5 protein-coding genes are annotated in these 7,232 nt (G+C 40.5%); all 5 read right to left on the bottom strand.

Translation table 11 applies throughout. The annotated features are described in order from the left end of the window. On the bottom strand, window positions 1-2,611 hold a 2,611-nt coding region (locus AC1DSE_RS03140; protein ID WP_477527389.1), incomplete at its 3' end, for an Ig-like domain-containing protein. A 182-nt stretch (window positions 2,612-2,793) separates the two neighbouring features. After that, window positions 2,794-4,008 (bottom strand): methionine adenosyltransferase, encoded by a 1,215-nt coding sequence (gene metK / locus AC1DSE_RS03135; RefSeq protein WP_430056938.1) that lies wholly within the window; start codon window positions 4,006-4,008, stop codon window positions 2,794-2,796. Window positions 4,009-4,166: 158 nt separating this feature from the next. Next, window positions 4,167-4,442, bottom strand: coding sequence for a small, acid-soluble spore protein, alpha/beta type (locus tag AC1DSE_RS03130; protein WP_477511502.1), 276 nt, complete (start codon window positions 4,440-4,442; stop codon window positions 4,167-4,169). A 112-nt stretch (window positions 4,443-4,554) separates the two neighbouring features. Next, window positions 4,555-5,046, bottom strand: a complete 492-nt coding sequence (locus tag AC1DSE_RS03125) for a hypothetical protein (protein ID WP_076266210.1) — start codon at window positions 5,044-5,046, stop codon at window positions 4,555-4,557. A gap of 76 nt (window positions 5,047-5,122) precedes the next feature. Beyond that, window positions 5,123-7,207: a hypothetical protein gene (locus AC1DSE_RS03120; RefSeq protein ID WP_477511501.1), complete on the bottom strand. Its 2,085-nt coding sequence runs from the start codon at window positions 7,205-7,207 to the stop codon at window positions 5,123-5,125. Window positions 7,208-7,232 lie beyond the last annotated feature (25 nt).

Raw genomic sequence — 7,232 nt, 5'->3', positions numbered from 1 at the left:
GAATAACAGAGCGTGCAATATTATCTACCAGTACATAAAATTGCCCCACTGTTGGAACGCTTTGTGGATTTAAACTTTTATTATAGTTGAGTGTAACGATATTACTGCTCACGCTAATGGACTGAAGATTAGGTGTACCTGTGTCTGGCGTACTATAGAGGCTGTAGTTATTAAATGCTGCCAAATAGTTGCCTGCCGTATCACGAATGGGATACGTGCCCGGAGCATAGGTCACATAGACGTTCTGGTAATTTTGTATCGAGCCATTAATCGTTAACAAAATATTGCCGCCTGTGCTTGAAATCGAAGTTGTACTGTAATTCACTCCGCCCGCATTAACCGTAAATTGCAAATAGGCGTAGCTGTTCACAGTCGCTAGATCCTTGTTAAAAGATAAAGTAATCGCTGTACCCGAAGCATTCCCGCTTACAATGGTTGGGGCAGAGACATCCTTAGCACCTGATACGTCCTGATTTGCAATACTAATCGCTTCATTTCCTGAAGTATCTTGAATTGGGCTAACTGCTGCTTTGGAATAAGAGAGCTTCACCACTTGTCCGGCCACAATAGGGCTCGATAACGTTATAATGACTGTTTCTCCGCGAACTTGAACACCGACAACAGAACGAGGCGCCCCGTTAACTGTCGCATAAAAACTTCCTGTCGAAGGTACCGCGTGCACATTCAGATCTTCATTATAGGTCATCGTAATCGTTGATCCGCTCCACTCGAGCTTGCTTAATGTAGGAGCTGTCGTATCAGAACCAAATGATTGAAAAGTCCATTGATATTCATTTAGTATTCCAGCAAAACTATTGCCGGCCAAATCGGTTACTGCACTCGCATCAATCGTTACATAATATGAAGTTTTTGCAGTAAATGGCTGTGTTGGCGCTATGACTAACACATTATTATTGTTGCCATCAACATAATAGTTTGCCGGGATCGGCTGCAGTGATTTGTCTCCAATAGGGTTAAATAGGATTGAACCCGTTGCACCCTTTTTTATCGGTTCGCTAAACGTTGCTGTAAAAGCTTGATTTAGCCCTACTGAAACCGCATTGTTAAGCGGGTTCAATAAAGAAAGCGTTGGTCTTACCGTATCTTGAGAAACCGTAAAAGACCAATACGTCGATGAGGATATTCCGGCAAAATGATTTCCTGCTGCATCACGAATAGCGCGATTGCCGATCATTACATAGTATTTCGTATTGTTTACGAAAGCTTTCTCAGACTCTCCGTTTATCGCTTTATTGGGGTCTATCGTTATCTGATAGGTACCGCCGCCAGTCACGCGTTCCGAAGTAATTGGAATAGTACGGAACAAAGATCCTGTTGCAGTTTCTCTTATTTCAATGACTCCGCTGCTTGGGAAGACCGGTTCATTAAAATTAATTTTGAGTAAAGAATTTAAGCTGGTGATAGATCCATTCGCTACCGGCAATAATTCTGTTGCAAGAGGCGGAGTGGTTTCATAGCCCGGGTCTGTACTAAAATTCCAAACGGATGCTCCAGCAATACCGTGATACCATTGAGATCCATTCGGATCTGTCTGGGTGAAGGCTCCAGCATCAATTAATACATAATAAGCTGTATTCGGTTCAAAGTTAGAGCTTGGAGTTATTTTCACTTGATTTTTGGTTACTGTAATTCTCGAAGAAAGGGCACTAAAACGCTCAAAAGTAGTATTATTGCTAATTCTGCGTATTTCAATATATTTGTCCGCACGTGCTTGTATAGCTTTATCAAAAGTGATGAACAGCTCTGAGTTGACCGGAACAGAGGTAGCATTATCTGCCGGAACAAATGGTGCAGCTACGTTAACCGGTGCTGCGTCCGTTGTAAAAACCCATGATGTGCCGTAATAAAGGTTCCCCGCCGCATCTTGAAATGCAGTATCTGGAATTGTAACGGTGTATGCTGTATTAGGCTGCAGCGCAGCAGGAGGTTGAATAACGATTAGGTTCGTTCCGCTTCCTCTTACCGCGTTAGATGTAACAGCAATGGTACGGCTGTCCTCGACCGAGCTAATTTGTATGTTGCCACTTGCAACATAAACAGGCTCATTAAATGAAATGGTAATCGGTGTAGTCACCGCAATTGGAGCGACCGATGGCGACAAGCCTGTATGAGAAGGCCTGGTTACATCTACTTCAGCAACGGTTCGGAAATTCCAGCTGCTTGCACTTTTTATACCGGTATAACCAACACCATTGGATTGGTTAACAAAAGCACCGGCATCTACCAATATGTAATAATTCGTGTTTAAAGCAAAATTATTAGACGGATCTATTGTCACGACACGCTGCGATGAATCAATAGTAATTCGATTAGACGATAGAGGTATACTCTCTACCAAATTGCTTGTTGCATAGTCATAAATATTAATAGACGTTGAACTAGAGCCTTTGCTTACATTTTCATCAAAGGTCATCTTTAAATCAGCGGAGATCGATACGTTAATTAGATCGTCGGCTGGGCTTAAACTAAGTACGACGGGACCAGAAGCCGCCGCTGCCGCTTGCTGCGGGGCCGATGACCAGCCTGCTAAGCTTAATTGGAGCAACAGCATAACAGCGATAAACGAAGATAGCTTGCTCGTTCGATTCATTTCAATTCACTCCTCAAAAAATTACACTCGTACCTTATTTGTCGGTTTCTAAGCATGAAAAATTTAGGTTAAACTACTTTTTTGTACCGAATGTATAACAAAAAAGCCGTCCATGAAGTAGTCATACTACTTTGTGGACAGCTTTTTTAGCCTATAAAGGCTTTTATATTGTATATCGAATCTTAAACTCCGCTTTGAACGCCAGCGTCTGCTTTAAGCTTCTCCGCTTTATCAACGCGTTCCCAAGGAAGATCAACATCTGTACGGCCGAAGTGACCATAAGCAGCTGTTTGTCTGTAAATTGGGCGACGTAGATCAAGCATTTTGATAATGCCTGCAGGACGAAGGTCAAAGTTGCTAGTGATGATATCAACAAGTTTATCTTCACCAATTTTGCCTGTTCCATACGTATCTACGTTAATTGATACCGGTTGAGCAACACCAATTGCGTAAGCCAGTTGGATTTCGCATTTGTCTGCAAGTCCTGCAGCCACGATGTTCTTAGCTACATAACGGGCAGCATAAGCTGCTGAACGGTCAACTTTTGTAGGATCCTTGCCGGAGAATGCGCCGCCGCCATGACGAGCGTAGCCGCCATACGTGTCAACGATAATTTTACGACCAGTTAGACCAGCATCACCTTGAGGTCCGCCAATTACGAAGCGGCCAGTTGGGTTAATGAAGTATTTTGTATCAGCATCAAGCCATTCCACTGGAACCACCGGCTTAATAACATGCTCAAGAATATCTTTTTGGATTTGCTCAAGCGTGATTTCTTCCGCATGTTGTGTAGAAACGACAATGGTATCTACGCGAACAGGTTTACCGTCTGCGTATTCAATTGTAACTTGCGTTTTACCGTCTGGACGAAGGTAAGCAAGCGTCTCGTTTTTACGTACTTCAGACAAGCGGCGAGCGATACGGTGAGATAGCGCAATGGGAAGCGGCATAAGCTCAGGTGTTTCGTTTGTAGCAAAACCAAACATTAGACCTTGATCGCCTGCACCGATATCTTCGTTTTCTTGCTTCATATCTTTGCCATCACGAGTTTCAAGCGCAGCGTTAACGCCTTGCGCAATGTCAGCGGACTGCTCATTGAGCGAAGTCAATACTGCGCATGTACTGGAGTCAAAGCCGTATTTAGCACGTGTATAACCGATTTCTTTAATCGTACGGCGCGCAATTGAAGAAATATCAATAAAATCAGCACGGCTGCTAATTTCACCAATAACAAGTACAAGACCTGTTGCTACAGAAACCTCACAAGCTACACGCGCGTATGGATCTGCTTCTAGAAATGCATCTAAGACAGCATCGGATATTTGATCACAAATCTTATCCGGATGGCCTTCAGTAACTGATTCTGATGTAAACAAATGGCGTCCTTTAACCGACATCCGTATCAACCTCCTACAACCTTAATATTAATAAGTGCGGACATTCTACACAAAAAATGAACCTTTTCCCGTAGGAAAAGGTTGTTTTACAACTCTTCTAAAACAGTATGATACCGAAAATGTCGCTTTGTGTCAATGGACGCCGGAATTTCCAATAATTATTGATAACCGCCAAGCACTGATTCTGCTTGAGCTATCAGCCTTTTGGTGATCTCTCCGCCCACTGAACCAGCTTGCCTCGTCGATAATGCTGACCAGTGTACGCTGTGGCCTCCGGCTCCAGAGGATGCCCCTAGTTCGCCAGCAAACTCAGTGTCCGCTCCTTCGCTTGTATAGCCGCCTGAGGTTAAACCAAATTCTGCAGCAATTTCATATTTCAGTTGATTTAATGCTGCTTTACTTGTTGGTACTACTACTTTATTCGAACGACTCATAAATGACACCTCCAAAGAATGTAGGAACACAATTGTATTGTGCATCCTTTCATCTTCTTTAAAGCGTATAATCTATTGTCATTTCGGGTAAAATGTTGAACATCCATCCATATTATTGCAAGCTGTATTTCCCTTTAACCAATACCGTCAAGCCATTCTTTTGATTAGGATCTGGCAATATGCCGCGGCCCTCACGTGGGAAAAGCAATAAATGGTTGGTTGGAACAGCTTTCCCTTTAGTTAAATCCGTGCCGCCAGTTAGATCAGCTATACCGCTTGCGTCAGAGCTATAGGCAATTGCCTTGCCTACACGTACAATGACCTCTGTGCCTTGGCCAGCCATTAGCGTCTTGCCAGCTGGCACTGTGACAACTTCTAGCGCGGTGTCCGCGACAGGCGTCGTCGTACCGCCTCCAGGAGTGCCACCGCCTAACTTGGCGAGTTGTTCATCCACATAGCTTTTGGTGACAACAGGATCTTCTACAGAGCCCGGAGTCAGCGCATTTGATTCCGCTTCAAGCGGTGATGCAAAGTTTACGCCGACCCACACGCCTGCTCCTACTAAAACAACTGCAACTAAACCGCGTATTACCTTTTTCTTCACTTTTGGAAGTCTCCTCTCTATCTCTCATCTCCTATAAAGATACTAGATTTAAGTAGGAGAAACCAGTTTTTATTTGTTAGTGGTTGCCGTCTAGCCAGTTAGTTGTAGTTGAAAAAGTAATCGGCAAAGTTGCTAATTTCTTCCTGTTATCATTAATTGTCTCATAAACATTTAATTGATATTCATTCCAGAAAAGAGTGTCACCCATTTCTTTGTTAATAGCATTGTAATTGGAACCTAATTTCCATCTCAAACTATTTTCCGCTTTACCTTCTAAATCAATTAATTGTGAAAAAAGAATTTGTTTGGTTGCTTCATGTACAATTTCGAAAGTGAATTTTGATTGCGTATATCCATCATAACTCAAATCCTTTGTTACATTAGCACCAACTTTAATATCCATTCGAGAACCATTTAACCATACATTAAAATAGTTCATGTCAATTGTATATGGTCCTACTTTTATATCTTTGAAGTTATTGCTAGCAACCTTCTCTTCAGGCAAAGCAAACTGTGCAGCTCGTAAATATCCAATTGCTGTACCTGTTCCTTGAAGTAATCCTTTTTCATCAAATGCTTCACCCATAATTAGCTGCATTCCTACACGATCAACATTATCCGGTAATTCAGTCCAAACTATTAATTGGTCTTTCTTTTCCGATTTTATACTATTTGTTGATTTTATGATTTTTGCTTCATATAAATTCCCATCAGTTGTTTTGAAGTAACCAGCTAATGTTGGTAATGAACCATTACGCATTTGCTTATTTGTCAAATCCATATATACAGTATAAACATCTGTTTTTTCCCCAGTATAAGTTTTTACTTCTTTTATAAGAGCACTAAAAGGTGCACCGTTATCCTGTTGTGTAAATATAGAATCAACATCAACTTGCTTAATTGGAACTAAAGTTGATTTTGTTAATTCCCCAATTTCTGAAACAACTTCTCCAGTCTTTTGAGATAGCTTTATTTTAAACTTGCTCCAATTGTAATTATAAGGAATAGTCCCAACATAACTGATAGTAGTAGAAGCACCTGGTGCTAAACCTATATCACCGATTTTTTTAAGTCCTTTTCCTTCAATTTTTATATTATCATCAACAATGAGCATCCCACTCAAATCTGGTAATGGCAGATAAACTGAACCATTATTTTTCACAACCAAATTAGCAATAATATTATCATTATTGTTCCAAGGGAATCGCTGAACTGAATTCAATTCTACTTCATAAGTTCCATCGTTGTTTGTGAATGTTGTTTTAGTTGAAGTCGAAGTAGTAGTAGTTATTTTGAATGGTGTATCAAAAATCAGAACTGGTAACTCAATTTTATTTGTTTCTACTCCAACATTATTTGTAATAATTAATTTCCAGCCATTTGTTGCTACTGATAGGGGAATAGTACCTGTTAATTGAACGGCATTGAGAACACTCGGTTCCAAAACCAAAGTCTCATCTGTTTTATTTCTTAATGACAACTTATACAAACCCTTTGCAGTTTGAGCATAATAATTGTATTGCGGTAAAGCTACGCCATACTTCCCTGTATTACGTGCAACATATGTAAGATTAAAGTTATAATTCTTAGCGGATTTTGTTACATTAATTTGATCAATTCGAAAATTCACTAATGTATTATTTACTAAAGCTCCCTTGTAACCGCCCGCTTTCACATAATTATTAAAACCTTTAGGAAAGGTATACTGTGCAATTGTTCTCTCATATCCAGCAACACTAAAATCAAATTTCGTTACATTGACTACTAGTTGATCAAGTGTAATTTTAGCTCCAACCTCACTATAATATGTCAATGTCGTAGTCGACTTAGGGAGTGCTCTTTTTTTCTTATCGGATTCAAGCAAAGAAAGCGTATATTTCGTCCCACCTGTTGTTTTCAACCTTGCCCAATAGTCAACTAAGTTAATTGCAGCACTATCTCCGTTATAAATAGTAAATGTAAAGCTAGCTGTCGCACCATTAGAACTTGGAATTAAATTTGCATCCGTTAATTGAATATATGATGCTTTACTTATACTTACTTTCTTAAATACATTGGGTGCTGCAGGTGCTGCGTTAACTGAAGGTACCGTATTGGCCAATAAAACGATTGCGAGAAAAAGAGATATGAATGTGGTTATTCTTCTCAAGCGCATTTGCATTTTCATTTCACTCCGTATCTTATGG

It is taken from the genome of Paenibacillus sp. 01L418 (assembly GCF_056400045.1).
This window is presented reverse-complemented; position numbering and strand designations above follow the sequence as displayed.